Raw genomic sequence first — 17831 nt, 5'->3', positions numbered from 1 at the left:
TTCTTATACGAACGGTTTGGCTCGTAGAGCGGAAAAGGGCATGACCCTTATTCGTTTTGGCTGTTATCATAGTGCGCCATTCACGCTGACCGAGGATCTGTTTTGTTTGCAGGAAGCCTGACGAGAAACCCCATTACCGCAATTTTTTGCCTGACGCTGACGCTATTACTGGCGGGCTGTTCAGGGAGCAAATCTTCGGATACGGGAAGCTATTCCGGTTCGGTCTACACCGTTAAGCGCGGGGACACCCTGTACCGGATTTCGCGCGCAACGGGGACCAGCGTGAAGGATCTGGCGCGGCTGAATAACCTCTCGCCACCTTACACCATCGAGGTGGGGCAGCAGCTGAAGGTTAGCGGCGGATCGTCCTCGGGCAAAAAATCCTCTTCGAAAGGCAAAACCGCCAAAGTGACGCCGTCCTATCAGGTGCCGCAATCATCATGGCCGCCGGTTGGACAGCGCTGCTGGATTTGGCCTGCCAGCGGTAAAGTGGTCGCCCCTTACTCACTCTCGGAAGGTGGCAACAAGGGTATTGATATTGCCGCTGCGCGCGGTACGCCGGTTTATGCCTCCGGGGCCGGGAAGGTGGTTTACGTCGGTAACCAGCTGCGCGGCTACGGTAACCTGATCATGATTAAGCATGGCGAAGACTACATCACGGCCTATGCGCACAACGACACGATGCTGGTCAACAACGGGCAGAACGTCAAAGCAGGGCAGAAGATTGCCACCATGGGCAGCACCGGTACGGATTCAGTGAAGCTGCATTTCCAGATCCGCTATAAGGCGACGGCCATCGATCCGCAGCGCTATCTGCCTGCGCCCGGCAGTAAGCCGAAGTGCTAAGTGATTATTTAATCGCCGTTTAGTTGTGAAGAGGCTTGTATGAAGGTGCGTAAGGTCTATAATGCCATACGCACCTCAAAGCGGGCGTAGTTCAATGGTAGAACGAGAGCTTCCCAAGCTCTATACGAGGGTTCGATTCCCTTCGCCCGCTCCAGATCTCTCCCCTTGTTGCAAAACACCGCCAGCTACTGGCTTAATGTGTTTCGCTATCAACAACTTACATAACATAAGTTGTCTGTGATCGTTCTACCATTGAACGACGAAGTACCAACGGGGATTACACTGTTAGTTGTCACGGATAGTTACTATGGAAATGAGAGTATAACTATTCGGCGGCGGCAGTTCCAACCTCACACCGCGATAGCACAACGTGAAGGCAAAGCCTGATCCGGGCATTGATTCTCATAACCTTACAGTGAAGCGCATTTTTTGCCGATGCTCCCACATGCTACACGTCGCGATGACGTTGCAGGGAATAAACAGGTTTTATGGTGGTCACGGTACTTGCACACCACATGCAAGCTCTGCCAGCGGTTCGGCCTCGCTCCTTCGGGTACATGGTCATCCTGATAAACTTCACTGTCTGACATACCCTGATGTTGTCGCCTGACGGCTCCGCGCGTTGTCTTACCACCAACGGGCATTAGGCTTGTATTGTCTAAAATCAGGGAGAAGGGGAAAGGCTGGATTTCTCCAGCCTTTGACGGTCATCTCACTTTCTTGAAGATGATCAGGATCAACACGGTAGAAATGATGTAACCGAAGAGAGAAACATCAATTAGTCTGTCGTAATACTGTTCAAAATCAGCCACCACAGCATTACAGGCTTCAATAGTGATCGTTTTTTCATTGAGTATGTCAGTGTATTTTCTCGTTATCCCATAATCTAATACATTGACCAAAATGGATGCTATGTAGAGGAAAGAGATCGTGATTATGCTCCCCCATCGGATGAAACATTTTGTTCTACTCGTCAAGGTCATATGAACCACCCAAGAATCCACCAACCGTACCGCCAGAATAACCAGAAGCCGAACCTAATGTAGAGGCTCCCGCAGCAAGGTTTTTCTCCATAGCATTTTCTTCACCAAGAGTGTAATTATCTATGTTTGGATACTGCTCTTTAAATTCATTGGTAACTTCAGTTACTTGCATTGAGTTTAGGCTGCTGCTCTTGCGCATAAGATAATTTTGCAGAGATAAAGGCACTGCAAAATCTTCCACGCCTTCAATCGGTAATTGCGTTGTAGTCGATGTGTAGCTTGTTTCGAAAATGTTTGAGCCAGATTTACGAATTACCTGAACAGTGTGAGTTGTACAGTTGCTACCAGTAAGATCATAGACGTCAATTACTCTTCCCCTGCGTTTGGTTCTTTCACCCATTTTCTCAGTAGGGATTGGCTTTGCTCCTGAGTTCCAAAGGTTTTCAAACAATGAACGTGTCTCCACTATGGATGCATCATCAATTTTGAATACCCGAGCATTAACTTTGTAAAGTTCTTCACGGTAGTAGCTACGAGCATCGTCACCGGTAAAGAAGTTAAGTATTCCATCGCCTGTAAAGTTAGCTGGTCCTCTTCGACCAAAGCGCCCGTAGGTGTAAACGTAGATCGAGTTATTTTCATGCACCGAAACGAAAGCGTGTCCTGCATCGGTGATTTCTGTCCAGATGTAAACGCCGTTCAATAGCTGGTTATCTTCTGGCTTGCAGGTGCCAGCAAAGCTGTTTTGCTTCTTCGCTACCTGTGCGTGCTGCACTGGCTCTCCAGGCGCTATAGCCCAGGAAGGGATATTAACCTCAACTGTGCCAGGCGCGATAAGAAAATTAGTACCCTGTGGACAACCGCAGAGGATTTCCGCACCATCCACGGCGACTGCGGCGCTATTGGAGCAGCGAGGATCTCCGCTCACAATTACCCCCACTTTCCCGCATTTCGGGCAAGGAGTGGTCTTATCGCCGATGTAGAGTTTCCACAAGCCCATAACAGACATACCGGGGCGGGCGGCAATACATTGTGCGCCTGTAGAGGTTTTATCTCCGTGCAGACCAACGTTCTTACCGTGAACCGTGCAACCCCTGTTAACCGATGCCATAGTGACCACCTTATTTCAGAAAGTTTTCTGGCAACGATTCCCCTGCTCGGACTACTCTTCTTCCGGCATTCTGTGGGCTACTGATAATTTCGTCGCCGTTGTCGAGTAAGCTACCGACAAGAGCGGCGGAGTTACCAGAGGTATAGCCTACTTCAGTGCTGATTTTCGCGGTGGTTCCATCTGGATAACGAACTTCATCACCCACAAGAGATACATTTAGGCGTGTTCCGTCTTCAATTTCGATCTGCTGCCCGTTGTATTCACTAATAACCGCTCCCCCGTTGCGGGTTAAGCTACCCTCTGTAGCAATCAGATAAGCGGCTGTAACTGGGTGAGCGAGGTTGTAGGCGTTTCTTTCAGCGATCAGATTACGGGCTTCTTCGTTCATTTCCGCGAGCTGTTCAGCTGTGAATGGTGACTGGTCAAATGCTGCCAGCATTTCGGCGGTGAGTTCATTGGTGTATTGCTTCATAAGTCCCTCTACTTGCTATGGAAATAATTTCAGTGGCTATTTTACAAGCAATGACCACATGAGCAACAAGTGTTAGACTTAAGCGAAATTATGTTTCGTAGCAACCAGTAAAGGGGGTTACTCCTCCTCAAAGGTCATTGTGTAGCGGCATTACTGCGACGGTCTGATCGTCACTATCTCCGTATAATTGGCGTTACTGTATACGCAAATCTTCGCGTTGCCTGTCTCCTCTTCATCACTGAGAATCAGGGTTATCTGTCCGGCATTCGCCAGGGCTGGTAATAGCGCCACTATCAGCACAATCAAGTGTTTCATATCGATCACCATTCTAAAGAAAACTCCTCTGTTAAATCGTCCTGCACGTCCTGACCGTACCCGATGTAATACATGGTTGAGCGCGGATCTGTCTGTCCCAGGAAATGGGCGATAGTTTCAATAGCCACTCCATTTTCGAATAGGATTCGCCCCCGACTTTTTCGCGGCGTATGGCAGCCCACGTTAGAGAATCCGGCTCTACGTCCCATCTTCCCAAATTCAGTGAATACCGTGTTACGGGTTACGGCGTTGCCTTTGCTACGGAGATCGCCCTTGCTAAAGATGAAATCCGTCTTCACTGGTATATCGGCTTGCTCTGCCTTGCGTTGTGTGAATCGCCACGGATAATCTAGACACTTCTGAGCCGTTGATAATATAGGTTTTCATATTCAGCCGGTGGCATCTGCTCGCTCGAACCATGCCGACGCTTACTGTTATAAAACATTTCGATGTAATCAAAAATATCGCTTCTGGCTTCGTCTCTCGTTCCGTAGAGCCTTTTCTTAATCCGTTCGCGTTTCAGTAGCTGGAAAAAGCTTTCCGCAACCGCGTTGTCGTGGCAGTTACCGCGACGACTCATGCTGCCTTCCAGACCGTGTGATTTCAGGAACGACTGCCACTCATGGCTCGTGTACTGACTGCCCTGATCAAAGTGAACCAGTACCTGCTCTTGAGGATTACGCCTCCACTCCGCCATAAGTAATGCGTTCAGAACAATCTCTTTTGTCATGCGGGGTTGCATTGACCAGCCGATAACTTTTCGGGAGAACAGGTCAACCTCCACGGCCAGATACAGCCAGCCTTCGTGGGTTCGGATGTAGGTTACGTCCGTCGCCCAACGTTCATCCGGTGAGGCCGGATTGAACTGCCGCTGGAGCCTGTTGGGTGTCACGATGCTGGCTTCGTCTTTACGTGCGCGTGTGGGCTATGGTACCCAACCTGAGCTTTTATTTCGGCACGCTTCATCAGTCGCCGGACCTGGTTCACTCCACACTGCTGTCCGATATCACGAAGATCGAGATGGATCTTGCGATAACCATAGACGCAGCCAGACTCAAGCGAGGACTGTTTGATCTGCCCGGTCAGCATCTGGTCTGTCTGGTGACGCTGTGAATGTGGCTGCTGAAGCCAGAAATAAAACCACTCGGATGGACATTCAGAACCCGACAGGGCAAACGAACAGGCCCGCAACGGCTGTTGTCGCGGATAAAGGCATACCTCAGTCGGACTGCTTTGCGAAGTACGTCGCGGCTTTTTTTAATATGTCCCGTTCGTCCTTAATCCGCTTCAGCTCTTTCTGGAGACGGCGGACCTCGGCCTGAGCATCTGACTGTTCTTTATTAATGGAAGAATCCGGACCGTACTTCTTTATCCAGGCGTAAAGGCTGTGGGTGGTGATATCAAGACGTGTTGCAACGCTGGAAACAAAATGACCAAGATCAACAACCTGTTTGACTGCTTCAATTTTAAACTCTTCAGGATAACGCTTACCGCTCATGGGCATTTCTCTTTAAGTCATCTTAAATGGCTCTGAGGTGTCTGTTAAACCCGTGGCGATTCACAAAGACCTGCCATCATCTTTCGTTACGACTTTATATCCGTTAGCAAAAGCGAGAATAGGGAGAAGACACAGTACAGCCAATACTATTTTTTTCATTCTCTGACTTACCTCATTTCTTCTCACAGTTGCGCATCTTATAGAAGAACCCTGTATTTGCATCTTCCACAATGAACCTATCGCCAAAGGTTGGACGGCGAATGAAGGTCACGCCACCTTTTTCGGCTTTTTGTTTTAATCCATCATCAGTGTTTTCCAGTTCAGGGGAATACAACTGATCACCATTGGGCATTTGGACGATGAAGTTATTTTCATTATCAAGAACAGTCGAGGCTCTCGACAGAATTTTGGTAGCTGTGCCTTGGCTGGATATGCGAATGTCACAAATATATTTTCCAGGCCCCTGATCTTCTTCTGCGAGTACAGGTAAGGAGAATAACGAAAGCGCGATTATGAAAGCTTTTTTCATGGGAGGCCTTAGGATGTTAACAAAAGTAACATTTTACAGAGGGAATGGATAAGAGCAAATAAGGCGTTATGAATGGGGGAGATCTCAAACCGAAAAAGTCAATCTTACAAAAACTTGGGACGGTCTATTCCGTAAAAAGGAAGGGGCATGAAGCCCCTTCGTCAACATTAACCAGCGTGACGGTAAGATTCACGCACACCATCACGATAACCATCAGCGAACGCTGCTTGAGGACTTTTGTGACGAACGGTTCCCGCTTGGCTATCAGGTAAGGCGGCTAAGTCTACCCAAACTTGCCCTGTGCGAGCCAAGCCTGCACGGTAACCCTGATCGTAAGCGCAGCCGCAACATTTATGGCGACCTTCACCACCTTGATCGTGAGGTAAGCTGATGAAAAGAGTATTGTAACGGTGTGATTGTTTACAAATAGTCATGCAATGCTCCTTATGAGCGTCATTTTATGGTTTACATGATCCTCTTTGCCTGGCACAATCAAGCCGTGAAAAATGAAGGCAAGGCTAAGATTCGTACGAGTTTGGCGACTCGTATTGGTCATGCTTTGTAAGCCGGGTTCATGCAAATGAATCCGGTTTTTTTACGCCTAAAATTCAGGCGCAGCACTACATGTGGGGGTGGTCAATCAATAGCGGCCCCACATAGTCGATATTTTAGAGATGATTCTTTTGTGCATAAGGGTTTATTTTGACGTTAAGTTAAAGCTGTGAAAGGGTAAAAAAGGCTAAGTCCTCGTACCGTAAGGCCTGGAAGACATGTCAATAATTAAGAAAAAAATTCAAAATTTGATCGAGTGCTGATTTCTTCAACATGATTTTGAGTATGTGGATTCATGTTACTGGTAACTATGAGAAAAACACACGATTGAGTATTCGTCTCTGGTGCTTAAAATAATCAGGCTCGGAACTGTTGGTGATCTGCTAGACCACCAGCCCAGACCCTCCGCAAAAAACCAGAATGTTCACAAAATATCCTACAGCCGACACTCCCAACAATGCATTTGACTACTTCATCCCATAGGCCATCACAACAGGGAAAACTTGCCACAATAGAGCATTTCGCTGTTCGTTTTTTGGTCTATTTAACATAACGGTTCATTATAAGTACTTGACTGGAATTGTCAGGTATTGCTTTTCGGAGTGTTGATGCGAAGCGGGGTACACAACAGCTATTTCATCAACAAAAGGAAAGCATTCGGGAGGATTTGAAGTGAGTTCTCTTGTTCAAGGATTTTGGATGAGTTTGGCTGCTCACCACACAATTTCAGGTTTCAGGCCTTTGAAGTTACCAGCTCATCAAATGTCATAAAAGCACATTTTTGTATTCGCCAGCAGACACAGGGCTACTACGGCGACGTTAACACAACGGGCTGAAAGTCTGCCATCACCTGGTGATATTCACCGAGCCAGGCCGCCACTGTTTCGTACCCATTGCCCACAACAATGTAAACAGCCAACCCACCAATCCATCCTGCGCTTCACCAGATGCCCGTAGCGTCAGTGCATCGGGTGAGAATATCACCCAGAATGGTAAGAGCGTTGTTGAACAGAGCGGGATATTCGCAGGCAAGGGCGCTTTGCTGTCACCACCGGAAATCATACCCAGCTTGACGGCGCGGTGATTGCATCCACGGCGTCTGCAGATAAAAATAGCCTCGACACGGGTACGCTGGGTTTCAGTAATCTCCACAACGAGAGCCAGACCAGCGGCAACGGCTACACGGTGGCGCTTTCCGGCAGCGGAAACGGTGAAAACCGCAACCTGGCTCCTGCCATCGGTACGGGCCAGTCAGAAGAGAGCCACACCGGCACGACCTCATCAGCGGTGAGTGGCGGTAGCATTGTCATTCGCAACCCGGCGGGACAGAAACAGGATATTGCTGACCTGAGTCGTGATACGGCTGGCGCCCACCACGGCGTGGACGTGAGCGGTGATGTGCAAAAGGTCAGGGATAACCTTGCGGTCCAGAGCGAAGGCGCGGCGCTGGCCACCTCTGCGCTGGATGCTTACGGCAAGTATGCGGAGCAGAAAGCGCGGGAATCCAATGCGGCGCTGGGCGCGAAGCTGGCATCTGAAGGAAAACTGCAGGGTGATACCCCGCAGGAGCAGGAAGCGTTCCTGAAGACGCAGCCCGGATATCAGAATACCGAGTACGGTCCGGGGAGTGCCTTCTGGATGAAGGGCAGCGCAGCGGCGGGATTACTGGCAGGTGCGCTTGGCGGTAACCTAAAGGCAGGCGCGGCACCCCTTCTGGCGACCCTGGTCAAGGAGCAGAAAGACCCGACAGCCCGTGCCGCGCTGCACGGTATTGTGGCGGCGGCGCTGACGCAGCTGAGTGGCGGGAGCAGTGCGGATGGCCTGAAGGCCGGTGCCATTGGAGCCATTACGGCCTCGGCGATGACCGACCATCTGGTCAGTGCGCTGTATGGAGATAAAAAATCCAGTGACCTGACGCCAGAGGAAAAACGGCTGGTCAGTAGCCTCGTGAGTATCGCGGGTGGGCTGGCAGGCGCTGCGGTGACGGATGGCAGCGTCTCCATGGCGGCGACGGCGTCAGAAACGGCGAAGGTGGAGGTTGAGAATAACTCGCTGGGTGTCGTTATACAGGGCGGTAAACTGGCTGCACAGGGATGTCTGAAAATTTCTGCTTGCCGTGATCGCCTGGTTGCCAGTGGTCTGGGTGCTTTACTGGGGATTGGTGCATCCACATCAGCAATGGATACATTGTCACAAGATGAGCAGTTGCATCTGATCTATGTGGCCTCGCTCAATGATCCTTCCCAGCTCAGTCAGTTAAATGATGCTCAGAAAGCGGCCTATGAGTCCCTGACAGGTAAGACAATCACCAGTACTGGTGGTACGCAGGTCATCAACCCGGGACCATCAAATACTGGTGGAGACCAGACTGTAACCGGAAATACGCCCTCCAACACAGGGAATAATAGTGTAGCAACCGGAGGGATAAATCATACTGGTAATACCAACGGTGATGGAGCGTCAAACAATAATGGCTGGACGACAACTACGCCTGTTCCGGATTCTCCTTCACTGGATGATCTTTTCTATCAGAACGAGAAGATCCCCGGCCTTGAAAATGTTCGCCCTGAAAATCCCGGTTATCCAGCCAATCAGAGTGTTATTGAAAAAATGAACGAACCTAAGTTTATTGCCTGGATAGGCAATACAGATTGTACGGATTGCTCAGATATCGCACCTAAGCTTCTCGATGCAGCTGGCGGGCACGGGAAAATTATTGAAGCAAGGCCGACGACTCCGTACAACTTAAATGTGTATGAAAATGGAAAAATTGTACATGAACAAGCTTTCCATCAGGTTTATACCGATGGTCAGTATGTTTACGATCCAAGAGTGTCCTTAAAACTGATTCCTAAAGGAGATTGGGAAAAACATATCAAATCTATAAATCAGGGAAGTGTTACGATCTCTGATGAATTACAGGGGTTAAAATAATGTTTCCGATAGGTAAGAAAGAAACAATCTTGTTGGACTTCATTGGTTCTCTTGGAAAACTGGAGTGGTTACATTATCAGAGCCGTATTGAAGATGAATGGATAAATGATCATTTTGAAAAAATTGATCGCTCTAAGTGCCCTCCTTATACCAGTTTTCGTTTTGAAAAAGAGGTTCCAGAAGTTATCACCTTACTGGAAGATGCAATTCAATCATATAAAGGTAAAGTTGAGTGGTGTATGACCCATCATCCGAAAGAGTATGGTACTGGTGTTAGTCATCGTATTTTGCCTACATTTGTTAAAAATCTCAGAGCGAGTGAAGGTATGGAAGATGTTAACGAGTATATTGAAAACCATTATCCTGATTTTGGCCAAATCGCCTATGAAGATCTTGTTGGACTGACGGAGCATGTTCAATTAGTTTTCAAAAATGCTGGATATGGCGCATAAATTTTCTTTATATGCTCTGTAATAATATTTTGATATGGAGTCTTAAACCGTTATACGTACGGACGGAAAAAAGTGTCAGGTGGCTATTTTAGTCAGAATGCCTTAACAATAATGGCTAGCGCCATCTATCCTGGCATCTGCGCATTTCTTTGTTTTGTAGACCCGGTAAGCGAATCGCTACCGGGCCATGGCAGATTAATTATTGACTCATCACCCTTTCGGAAACACCCAAACATGCTTCTCAGGCAGCGAAAGATGGCAGTGCTGCGGATCCCGAACCTCATGCCCATACGCACGAATGACAAAATCATCTCCCACCGTGCGGAACAGGTATTCCCAGCGGTCGCCGAGATACATGCTGGTGAGCAGCGGCAGCTCAAGCTGATTTTCCCCTGGCCCCTCGACTACCGCCACGCGCTCGACGCGGATCACCGCCGTGGCTTCATCACCGCTCTGCACCCCTTCACCGGCCTGACCCCACAGCACCCAGCCTTTCCCTTCGATACGCGCTCTGCCGTCGCGCACTTCGGTGACCTTGCCGTGCAGGCGGTTGTTGCTGCCCATAAACTCGGCGGTAAACAGCGTTTTCGGCGAGCCGTACATCTCCTGCGGCGTGCCCTGTTGCTCAATTTTGCCGTTGTTGAGCAGCAGGATGCGGTCGGATATGGACATCGCTTCGTTCTGGTCGTGCGTCACCATCAGTGCCGATAGCCCGAGCTTGATAATCAGCTCGCGCAGGAACACGCGGGCCTCTTCGCGCAGCTTGGCGTCGAGGTTGGAAAGCGGCTCGTCCAGCAAAATTACTGGCGGGTTGTACACCAGCGCACGGCCGATCGCCACGCGCTGCTGCTGCCCACCGGAGAGCTGGTGCGGGTGACGTTTGCCAAGATGGCCCAGGCCAAGCTGGTCCAGCACGTCCTGCACGCGCTGCTGGATCTCTTTGGCCGGGACTTTGCGCAGCTTGAGCGGATAGGCCACGTTCTCAAACACGGTTTTGTGCGGCCACAGAGCATAGGACTGGAATACCAGCCCCAGGTTACGCTCTTCCGCCGGGACCTCGCTGCGCGGCGTGCCGTCGTAAACTTTATTGTTGCCAATCACAATCGACCCCTGGGTCGGTTTTTCCAGACCCGCGACGGCGCGGAGCAGGGTGGTTTTGCCGCTGCCGGAGGGGCCTAACAGGGAGACCACTTCGCCGCGCTTCAGGTTCATGGAGACACCTTTTAAAACAGGATTGTCGCCGTAGGTTAAGTGCAAATCGTCAACCGCTAATTCAATCATGTATTTTCACTCCGAAACGAAGGGCAATGCCCAGACCTACCACGACCAGCAGGATGTTAATGAAAGAGAGCGCCGCCACGATATCAATGGCACCCGCGGCCCAGAGGGAAACCAGCATCGATCCGATGGTTTCCGTGCCGGGTGAAAGCAGGTACACACCCGTTGAATATTCGCGCTCAAAGATCAGGAACATCAGCAGCCACGAACCGATCAGACCGTAGCGGGAGAGCGGTATGGTGACGTGGCGGGTGATCTGCCCGCGCGTCGCCCCGGTACTGCGCGCCGCCTCTTCAAGCTCCGGCCCTACCTGCAGCAGCGTGGAAGAGATAAGCCTCAGCCCGTAAGCCATCCACACCACGGTATAGGCCAGCCAGACGCTGAAAATGGTGCTGCGCAGCGAACGAAGCCAGACGATGACGTTTTCACGCATCCAGTCGGTCCAGGAAAACCCGGAAAGCCAGCCGGATTTCAGCGAGTTATCCAGCCACATCGGCAGGAACAGGAACACCCACAGGAATGCCAGACCCGCCAGCAGGCCAGGCACGGCGCGCGGCACCAGCACGCTATAGTCCAGGAAACGCGTGGTGTTGTCCGGCTTACGGTGCATGGCAATGCCGACAAACAGGTAGCACACCACGGCCAGCGCGCCGCCAATCACGCCAATCGCCATGGAGTTGACGATGGCGCGCAGCAGGTTGGGCTGCGCCCAGATGGTGCGGAAGGTGTTCAGAGAAAGCTCGTCCCACAGCGAAACGCCCACGCCCCAGTTGGAGATAAACGCGCGCAATACCACGCCGAGCAGCGGAACGCCGATGGTGACGGTGAGCCAGAAGGCAATCACCGCGCCAGCCACCCAGCGCCATTTACCCAGCGGCAGCGCGCGGGCCTGCGAGGCCTTGCCCTTCATGGTGACGAAGCGGTTGGCGGTGCGCATCAGGCGACGCTGGAGCATCACCAGCGGGATGGTGATGCAGATCAGCACCACGGCAACCGCCGCCATCAGGTTATAGGATGGGGTGCCCATCTTGTTCGTCAGCTTATAGAGATAGGTCGCCAGCACCATATTGCCTTCCGGGTCGCCGAGGACCAGCATCAGGCCGAACACTTCCAGCCCGAGGAAGAACAGCAGCACGGTGGCGTACAGAATGGACGGGCGCACCATCGGCAGGCTGACGGAGGTCATCACCTGCCAGGGCGACGCGCCCGCTGTGCGCGCGGCTTCTTCCACATCGGAGCCCACGCTGCGCAGCGCTGACGAGATATACAGATAGGCGTGCGGGACGTGCGTCAGGCCGGCGATGACCACAATGCTCGACATGTCGTAGATATTCCACGGCACAAAGCCAATCAGCGCCTGAGCCCACTGGGAGAGAAAGCCTACCGGACCGGCAGCCACCACGTAGCCAAAGCCCAGCACCATCGGTGAAACGAAAATCGGGACCAGGATCAGCGGCTCAATCAACCGGCGACCGGGCAGGTCGGTGCGTACCATCAGAAACGCCAGCACGCCACCCAGCGGAATGGAGATAAAGACCAGCCCGAAAGCAAGAATAAAGCCGCTTTTCAGGGCCTTATAAAAATCAGGGTCGGTGAAAATAAATTCAAATGATTCAAAGCTCCACTCTTTTGACGGCGAAAAGAACGGGGCGGACAGGAAGCTCTGTATCACGATAAACGACAGCGGCGTGTAGATAACCAGGGCGGTTATCAGCACGACGATGCCTCGCGGCAGGCTTTGCCACTTTCTGCGTAGTGTATTCATGGGGTATCCCTGGTGTTGCAGCCCAGAAAAACGAACTCAGTCGATAAGGGAGCGCGGCGGCCTGCGCCGCGCTCAGACGCTTATTTACCGGCGGCGGTACGCCACTCTTTGATGTACTCCAGGCGTTTTTTCGGCTGCAGGTATTCCAGCAGCGTTTCATCAACCGGAATTGGCTTCAACGCGTTGCCGAGGATTTTGGTCAGGCCGTCGATATCATTCTTGCCTTCGATATCGTTACGAATGGAGGGGATGTCCGCCTGACTGGCCAGAATGTTTTGCCCTTGTTCAGACAGCACGTAGTCCAGCCACAGCTTCGCGGCGTTGCTGTTTTGCGATTGCTGGCTGATGAACGATACGCGCGACAGCACCAGGGTGTAATCTTTTGGATAGGCAATGCCGAGCGACGGATCGTTCTTCGCGCGCGCTTCCGCGTAGGAACCGAGGATGTTGAAGCCGATCAGGTTTTCACCGGAGGAGACGCGCTCCATCATGGTGCCGGTAGACGACTGCACCGACAGGCCTCCTTTGGCGACGTCGGCCAGGGTCTTGAAGTAGTTAGGATCGGCGTTGTGATCCTGCACCGAAAGCATAAAGCCCAGACCCGATTTTTCGATGTCGTAGGTGGTGACTTTGTTCTTGAATTTGTCCGTCTGGCTGGCAATCAGCTTCGCCAGTGCGGCGTGAGAGTCCGGCACGTCGCCGGCCGGGATCAGACGCTTGTTGTAGATAAAGACCACCGGCTCATAGGTAGTGCCGTATGCCTTATCCTTCCAGACCGCCCATTTCGGCAGCTGGCTTTGCTCCGGCGATTTATACTCCATGGCGTAGTCGGTGGCGAGCTTCAGGCCGGTGTCCATCGAGGAGCTCCAGACCACGTCGCCGCTCACGCCGCCGGAGGCCTGTTCGCTGATGAAACGGTTGTACAGCTCGGTGCTGTTCATGTCGTTGTATTCGACTTTAATGCCTGGATAGGTTTTTTCGAAGCCCTGGATCAGCGGTCCGGCAGCTTTGATGTCGGTGGTGGAGTAAATAACAACCTTGCCCTCTTTCGTGGCGGCATCAACCACTTTTTGATACTCAGCAGGATAACCCTGCGGCAGGGCAGACAGTGCAGAAGCAGAGAACAGTACGGTAGCGGTAAGCAGAGAAATTCGGAACGTGTTCGACATTATAGTTAACCTTTTAGTTACATTTGAGGAACTAATTGTCAACATAGCGTAAAGCGCGCCTCCGACAATAGGGAGGCGAGGGCAATGATTCCGAAGTGTGATTGTCGCCGTCGTTTCAGCAATTAACACCATAAAATCCGCGAACGTTAGCTTACGAACGGTTCTGGATTACGGTTTATCGGGGGCTTTGCGGTATAACCGGCGAGGATGACCAATATTGCCATACAGCATTTCGACGCTGATTAACCCGCTCTCCACGCAGTATTCAAGGTAGCGGCGCCCCGTGGTTTTGCTGATCCCTACGTTTTCCACCACCTCTTCAACCGACATCGCGCTGTCGGGATGCTCGGCGAACAGGCGTTTAATCCGCTCCAGCGTCTGGGGTTCAATGCCCTTTGTGGACGGCGTAACGGAGGCTTCCGCGGCAGGCAGATGAAACAGGCGATCCAGCGCATGCTGGTCGACCACCTTCACCTGCTGCACGGTGTGGATGAAGCGCATAAAACGCTCCAGCGAGGCGTGCAGGCGCTGGAAAAAGACGGGCTTGATGAGGTAGTCAAACGCGCCGCTGCGCATGGCGTGGCTGCAGGTCTGCATATCGCTGGCGGCAGTGATGAAGATCACCGAGCACTCATAGCTTTTCAGCAGCGGATTATCGATGAGCTCCACGCCTTTACCGTCCGGGAGATAGTTGTCCAGCAGGATAAGCCGCGGCTGATGCTGACGAATCAGGCGGCATGCCTGCTCAATCGACGCGGCGATGCCCACCACGCGCAAATGAAAATTTTGCTCGATATACTCGCGATGCAGCTCCGCCAGGTGCGGCTCATCTTCAACGATCACAACATCAAGTGCTCGGGTCATGCTTTTGCCCATTCGGAATAAACACAGAAAAAATAGTTCCTTGTGGCGTGTTGTCGGCAATCTCAATAGTGCCGCCAGCCTTGTCGATATATCCTGCCACCAGATACAGGCCAATACCGTGCTCGGTGCCCACAATGTCGTTTTCGCTGTCCGGCTTGCTGCTGAATCCCTGGCGGAAAATATGCGGCTTCATCGCATCCTCCACCCCGCAGCCTCTGTCGGCCACCTCGATCAGCAGCTCCTGGTTACGGTCTGAAATGTAAAGCTCTACCGGTGCGGGGACCGGTGCTTTAAGGGTTGCGTCCACCGCGTTGTCCAGCAGATTTCCAATAACCGACATCAGCTCCGTTTCGTTGAGCGTGGCGGGCATGCGGGTGAGCTGGCAGGCGGGATCAAACAGCAGCTCGATGCCTTTTTCGCGCGCGCTGACGTATTTTCCTAACAGCAGACCACACAGCGCGGGAGAGGAAAAACGGGCGGAGACAAAGTCCAGCACCCGCTGCGCACCTTCGGACTGCACCTGAATGTAGCGAATCGCCTCGTCATAGTGTTTCATCTGCAGCAAGCCCACCAGCGTGGCGGTCCAGTTCAGCTGCTCGTGGCGCATAATGCGCAGGTTATCCGCATAGCGCTTGATCTGACTGAGCTGGCTGCTGAGGGTGTTGATGTCATTTTTGTCGCGAAAGCTGTAGACCCAGCCGCTTTCAACGCCCGGTTCGACCTCAATCGCCACGCGGTTGACGATCACCTCGCGCTGGTTCAGCACCGCAATCTGGTCGTGGCTGCCAGCGCTGACCGAGGCGTAGCGCTGGGATAAAAAGCCCGGCGACGTCTGCAGAACGTCTTCCAGCGGTTTACCGATAAGGTCTTTCTCACTTTGCCGAATATCCAGCATTTCTCGTGCGGCGCGGTTAATTAAAATCAGCTGCTTCTCTTCATTGACGGCAAATACCCCCTCATACATGGCTTCTAATAGCGCGCGCTGCTGCAAAACCAGCTGAGCGATATCTTTCGGCTCCAGTCGGAACATCTGTTTTTTGAGATTGCGGGTAAACAGCCAGGAGAACATAAACAGCAGCAGCAGAAGAGCCGCGCCGTACAGCCCGGACTGCCAGAGAATACGGGCATTAATATTGGCAATATAGGAGGTCAGATAGCCGACCGAGACAATACCGATCACCTGATGCTGCGCGTTAAAGATTGGCGCTTTGCTACGCAGTGAAACCCCAATACCGCCCTGACGCACGGAAATAATAGTTTTGCCCTTTAATACCTCCGCGTTATCCCCGCCGATCATCGGTAAATTAATACGCTCCGGGGATTCCGAATGATAGAGGTGCTGCTCCTGCGTATCGCCAATCACAATATAGCTGGCATCGCTTTGGGCGCGCAGCGGCTGAATTAACTGGGCGATACCGGGGATATCTCTGGCCGCGACCATGGCCGCCAGACCCGGCATCAGCGCGATCTGGCTGGCCTGAACCCGGGCGCGCTGGCCGAGATCGTGATGGAGCTGTCGGTCAATAAAATGGAACAGGATCGTTCCCAGCAGAACTAACAGCAGGCAGGAGAAGCACACCAGCGCTAAAAACAGCTTTACCTGAAAAGAGAGTCTGCGTTTCATTCAACCTGCGGATGTTATGTAAAAGTGACATTTGCCGAGCCTGACATGGGCAAATAGCGGACGCAATCTGGCAAGAAAAGAGTTGTGACCTGGCTTTTCGTTTTCGGCGTTATAGCCAGCAGGATCCCGTCAGGCTATTCTTCATTCAGCACGATAATAATTACAGAGGCAATGTCATGGATAAAGAGCTACTGGATGCGGGTTACCGGGCCTATACCGGCGAGAAAATTGACGTTTACTTCAACACCGGGATCTGCAAACACTCCGGTAACTGCGTGCGTGGCAGCGCAAAGCTGTTTAATCTCAAACGTAAGCCGTGGATTATTCCCGATGAAGTGGACGTTGAAACGGTTGTCCGCGTGATTGATACCTGCCCGAGCGGTGCGCTGAAGTATCGCCAAAAATAAGCGAGGAACCATGGAAATTCTGGAAGGCCATAACAAGTTTTACGTGAATGATGCGAACGGTAACCAGGTCGCGGAGATTGTCTTCGTGCCAACCGGCGATCACCTGAGCATTATCGAGCACACAGATGTGGATGAGAGCCTGAAAGGGCAGGGCGTCGGTAAACAGCTGGTAGCGAAAGTGGTGGAGAAGATGCGCGGTGAGAACCGCAAAATTATTCCGCTGTGCCCGTTCGCGAAACATGAGTTTGATAAAACGCGGGAATATGACGATATTCGGGCGTAAATAACACCGGCGATGGCCGGTGTTTTTTTATCTCACCTGCTCAAAAAGCAATACCATCGCGATCAGCACCATGATCCCTCCTGATGCCATGCTTACCAGACGCGCCGCCTGTGGTCGGGTCGCCAGTACCGCTTTCGAACCATACCCCACCAGCAGATAGACCAGCGTACAGGTGATAAGGTGCATCATACCAAGCGCGGACATCTGCATCGCTATCGACCAGCTTCCGGTCGGGTCCGTAAACTGCGGAAGCAGCGCCAGGAACAGCAAAAACACTTTTGGGTTTAGGCCGCTAATGCAGAGTCCTTTCACCGCCCACTGTCTCCAGCTTCCCGCGTGGTGGGTGGCCTTTTCCGGTGCGGCAGGGTGACGCAGCAACATTATGCCAAGCCACATGAGATACAGAGCGCCAGCCACGGTCAGCCCGGTCAACGCCAGCGGATGTTGAGCAATCACGACCCCCACGCCAGCCACCACAATCAGAGTGGCTAACAGATGTCCGGACATCAGCCCCATCACCGCCGGTACCACGCGTCGCCCGTTAATCCCGGCGCTAATGGCGTAGGCCCAGTCGGCGCCCGGCGTCATGATAAGCAGAAAAGAAACCACCCAAAAGCCGGCCACAATACTCATTTCCATCGTCCTGAAGACTCCCGCAGTGCGTCAAACGTTGAGAAAAAGAATATCGCTAACTCTGCGAAATAGGCTTTCAATGTTATGCTCATAACACGGTGAAATTGAGAAAATCT

Annotated in this window: 16 protein-coding genes, 1 tRNA gene and 2 pseudogenes; 6 read left to right on the top strand and 13 right to left on the bottom strand. The window is 52.1% G+C overall.

Annotation, left to right across the window (positions count from 1 at the left end):
• The first annotated feature begins 102 nt into the window (after window positions 1-102).
• A complete protein-coding gene (gene actS / locus UR504_RS08620) occupies window positions 103-846 on the top strand; it encodes an amidase activator ActS (protein ID WP_115876225.1) in 744 nt (247 codons plus the stop codon).
• Window positions 847-926: 80 nt separating this feature from the next.
• Window positions 927-1000 (top strand) — tRNA-Gly (locus tag UR504_RS08615).
• Window positions 1001-1812: 812 nt separating this feature from the next.
• Here UR504_RS08615 and UR504_RS08610 read toward each other — a convergent pair.
• The 7 genes and pseudogenes from UR504_RS08610 to UR504_RS08580 form a co-directional block, all read right to left on the bottom strand.
• Window positions 1813-2940 carry a PAAR domain-containing protein gene (locus UR504_RS08610; RefSeq protein WP_115876223.1) on the bottom strand — a complete coding sequence of 376 codons (1128 nt, stop codon included), beginning with the start codon at window positions 2938-2940 and terminating at the stop codon, window positions 1813-1815.
• A gap of 10 nt (window positions 2941-2950) precedes the next feature.
• Window positions 2951-3412: a hypothetical protein gene (locus UR504_RS08605; protein WP_181899770.1), complete on the bottom strand. Its 462-nt coding sequence runs from the start codon at window positions 3410-3412 to the stop codon at window positions 2951-2953.
• Window positions 3413-3562: 150 nt separating this feature from the next.
• The gene (locus UR504_RS08600; protein ID WP_274240722.1) at window positions 3563-3739 is read right to left on the bottom strand and encodes a hypothetical protein; all 177 of its coding nucleotides are present in this window, start codon (window positions 3737-3739) and stop codon (window positions 3563-3565) included.
• Window positions 3733-4056, bottom strand: a pseudogene (locus UR504_RS08595) (tyrosine-type recombinase/integrase); the annotation flags it as partial. The gene UR504_RS08600 and the pseudogene UR504_RS08595, both read right to left, overlap by 7 nt.
• A 20-nt stretch (window positions 4057-4076) precedes the next feature.
• Window positions 4077-5225: pseudogene (locus UR504_RS08590) on the bottom strand (IS3 family transposase).
• Window positions 5226-5397: 172 nt separating this feature from the next.
• Window positions 5398-5754 carry a hypothetical protein gene (locus UR504_RS08585; protein ID WP_320739609.1) on the bottom strand — a complete coding sequence of 119 codons (357 nt, stop codon included), beginning with the start codon at window positions 5752-5754 and terminating at the stop codon, window positions 5398-5400.
• Window positions 5755-5921: 167 nt separating this feature from the next.
• Complete coding sequence (locus tag UR504_RS08580) at window positions 5922-6188, bottom strand: hypothetical protein (RefSeq protein ID WP_061354404.1); 267 nt, start codon at window positions 6186-6188, stop codon at window positions 5922-5924.
• A 1198-nt stretch (window positions 6189-7386) separates the two neighbouring features.
• On the opposite strand from UR504_RS08580, the gene UR504_RS08575 reads away from it, so the two are divergent.
• Entirely contained in the window at window positions 7387-9240 is a 1854-nt protein-coding gene (locus UR504_RS08575; protein ID WP_244599393.1) for a VENN motif pre-toxin domain-containing protein, read from the top strand.
• The gene (locus UR504_RS08570) at window positions 9240-9692 is read left to right on the top strand and encodes a hypothetical protein (protein ID WP_302236290.1); all 453 of its coding nucleotides are present in this window, start codon (window positions 9240-9242) and stop codon (window positions 9690-9692) included. The genes UR504_RS08575 and UR504_RS08570 overlap by 1 nt, the downstream gene beginning before the upstream one ends.
• Window positions 9693-9902: 210 nt before the next feature.
• On the opposite strand, the gene UR504_RS08565 is transcribed toward UR504_RS08570, so the two are convergent.
• From UR504_RS08565 to UR504_RS08545, 5 genes are all read right to left on the bottom strand, one after another.
• On the bottom strand, window positions 9903-10973 hold the full coding sequence (locus UR504_RS08565; protein WP_023326018.1) for an ABC transporter ATP-binding protein: 1071 nt from the start codon (window positions 10971-10973) through the stop codon (window positions 9903-9905).
• A complete protein-coding gene (locus tag UR504_RS08560) occupies window positions 10966-12735 on the bottom strand; it encodes an ABC transporter permease (protein ID WP_274240710.1) in 1770 nt (589 codons plus the stop codon). Before UR504_RS08560 ends, UR504_RS08565 begins: the two co-directional genes overlap by 8 nt.
• An 80-nt stretch (window positions 12736-12815) precedes the next feature.
• Window positions 12816-13904 carry an ABC transporter substrate-binding protein gene (locus tag UR504_RS08555; protein WP_271369248.1) on the bottom strand — a complete coding sequence of 363 codons (1089 nt, stop codon included), beginning with the start codon at window positions 13902-13904 and terminating at the stop codon, window positions 12816-12818.
• 168 nt (window positions 13905-14072) lie between these two features.
• Window positions 14073-14768: a response regulator gene (locus UR504_RS08550; protein WP_032638033.1), complete on the bottom strand. Its 696-nt coding sequence runs from the start codon at window positions 14766-14768 to the stop codon at window positions 14073-14075.
• Window positions 14752-16392, bottom strand: a complete 1641-nt coding sequence (locus tag UR504_RS08545) for a sensor histidine kinase (RefSeq protein ID WP_302236301.1) — start codon at window positions 16390-16392, stop codon at window positions 14752-14754. Before UR504_RS08545 ends, UR504_RS08550 begins: the two co-directional genes overlap by 17 nt.
• Window positions 16393-16568: 176 nt before the next feature.
• Between UR504_RS08545 and yjdI the strand changes: the two genes are divergently transcribed.
• Together yjdI and UR504_RS08535 are read left to right on the top strand one after the other, a co-directional pair.
• Window positions 16569-16799, top strand: a complete 231-nt coding sequence (gene yjdI / locus UR504_RS08540) for a 4Fe-4S mono-cluster protein YjdI (RefSeq protein WP_008499689.1) — start codon at window positions 16569-16571, stop codon at window positions 16797-16799.
• Between the two features lie 10 nt (window positions 16800-16809).
• Entirely contained in the window at window positions 16810-17082 is a 273-nt protein-coding gene (locus UR504_RS08535; protein WP_302236304.1) for a GNAT family N-acetyltransferase, read from the top strand.
• A gap of 27 nt (window positions 17083-17109) precedes the next feature.
• Here the strand turns inward: UR504_RS08535 and UR504_RS08530 are convergent, their stop codons facing one another.
• On the bottom strand, window positions 17110-17721 hold the full coding sequence (locus UR504_RS08530) for a LysE family translocator (protein WP_133295096.1): 612 nt from the start codon (window positions 17719-17721) through the stop codon (window positions 17110-17112).
• Window positions 17722-17831: the final 110 nt, after the last annotated feature.

Source organism: Enterobacter sp. 241F3 (genome assembly GCF_034106785.1).
GTDB lineage: Bacteria > Pseudomonadota > Gammaproteobacteria > Enterobacterales > Enterobacteriaceae > Enterobacter > Enterobacter vonholyi.
The sequence above is the reverse complement of the archived record's forward strand: the minus strand, read 5'-3'. Positions and strand labels throughout refer to the sequence as shown.

What these genes read in the sequence shown, in the direction of transcription:
- UR504_RS08535 (WP_302236304.1), top strand. Translation starts at nt 16,810, where the DNA reads ATGGAAATTCTGGAAGGCCATAACAAGTTTTACGTGAATGATGCGAAC.
- UR504_RS08565 (WP_023326018.1), bottom strand. Translation starts at nt 10,973, where the DNA reads ATGATTGAATTAGCGGTTGACGATTTGCACTTAACCTACGGCGACAAT.
- UR504_RS08610 (WP_115876223.1), bottom strand. Translation starts at nt 2,940, where the DNA reads ATGGCATCGGTTAACAGGGGTTGCACGGTTCACGGTAAGAACGTTGGT.
- UR504_RS08570 (WP_302236290.1), top strand. Translation starts at nt 9,240, where the DNA reads ATGTTTCCGATAGGTAAGAAAGAAACAATCTTGTTGGACTTCATTGGT.
- yjdI (WP_008499689.1), top strand. Translation starts at nt 16,569, where the DNA reads ATGGATAAAGAGCTACTGGATGCGGGTTACCGGGCCTATACCGGCGAG.
- UR504_RS08530 (WP_133295096.1), bottom strand. Translation starts at nt 17,721, where the DNA reads ATGGAAATGAGTATTGTGGCCGGCTTTTGGGTGGTTTCTTTTCTGCTT.
- UR504_RS08550 (WP_032638033.1), bottom strand. Translation starts at nt 14,768, where the DNA reads ATGACCCGAGCACTTGATGTTGTGATCGTTGAAGATGAGCCGCACCTG.
- UR504_RS08585 (WP_320739609.1), bottom strand. Translation starts at nt 5,754, where the DNA reads ATGAAAAAAGCTTTCATAATCGCGCTTTCGTTATTCTCCTTACCTGTA.
- UR504_RS08545 (WP_302236301.1), bottom strand. Translation starts at nt 16,392, where the DNA reads ATGAAACGCAGACTCTCTTTTCAGGTAAAGCTGTTTTTAGCGCTGGTG.
- UR504_RS08580 (WP_061354404.1), bottom strand. Translation starts at nt 6,188, where the DNA reads ATGACTATTTGTAAACAATCACACCGTTACAATACTCTTTTCATCAGC.
- UR504_RS08555 (WP_271369248.1), bottom strand. Translation starts at nt 13,904, where the DNA reads ATGTCGAACACGTTCCGAATTTCTCTGCTTACCGCTACCGTACTGTTC.
- UR504_RS08605 (WP_181899770.1), bottom strand. Translation starts at nt 3,412, where the DNA reads ATGAAGCAATACACCAATGAACTCACCGCCGAAATGCTGGCAGCATTT.
- UR504_RS08560 (WP_274240710.1), bottom strand. Translation starts at nt 12,735, where the DNA reads ATGAATACACTACGCAGAAAGTGGCAAAGCCTGCCGCGAGGCATCGTC.
- UR504_RS08600 (WP_274240722.1), bottom strand. Translation starts at nt 3,739, where the DNA reads ATGGTGATCGATATGAAACACTTGATTGTGCTGATAGTGGCGCTATTA.